This window comes from Streptococcus oralis subsp. dentisani, assembly GCF_002096685.1.
GTDB lineage: Bacteria > Bacillota > Bacilli > Lactobacillales > Streptococcaceae > Streptococcus > Streptococcus oralis_AD.
Genome location: NZ_NCVA01000009.1, coordinates 1 through 671 on the forward strand (window position 1 = coordinate 1; position 671 = coordinate 671).

At 48.6% G+C, this 671-nt stretch carries 1 pseudogene; it reads right to left on the bottom strand.

Features of this window, described 5'->3' with window-relative positions:
- A pseudogene (locus tag B7705_RS09885) lies at positions 1–671 on the bottom strand (HNH endonuclease); the annotation flags it as partial.

The window sequence follows — 671 nt, forward strand, 5'->3', positions numbered from 1 at the left end:
TACTCCCCAAACTTCGAACTTTCCCGTGCAAGTCGACTTTGCCTAAGATTTTCAAGAATCCGCTCTTTATCAAAGGGCTTCTCTGCCACTCTCACTGCATCATCCGCATGTTTGCTTGAGAAGCGCATCACATCACGTAGTGTCTTACTCTCAACGCTGAAGGCAGGCATGGTTCCCATACCACCCACAAAGGCAACTGCCTCTTTACGAATGCCGACTGGGATTCGAGTATCTAATAGTTTCTCGCCAAATTTCCCAATGACATTATTGCTCTTCGCTAGGATATTGTCAACCTTTGATCCCCATTTTTCGACATTTGCGAGAACTCTTGCTTTGGTACTGTTCTTGGCTAACTGAATCATCTCAGCTGCCTTAGCTCCGAGTTTCGTGCCCTTAGCCATCTTACCTACAGCTGCTGGGCCGACAAAAAGACTCGCAATCTCAAAGGTCAAGCCTCCTGCATCATAGGCATCCATATGGGTAACTTTATCCCAGAGGGCTTTTCCTGTCTCTTGAGCACGATAAGCTGCCTTATCCGCATAGCTGGCATTGGGATCCTGGCCACGCATAGCCGCACCTGGATCAGTCAGAGCAGTGTAAGTTCCTACTCCTAACTCCACAAGGCTAGACAGGTTATCTGCCGTCCCTTTCAAGTCCCGCTTCATCCACTC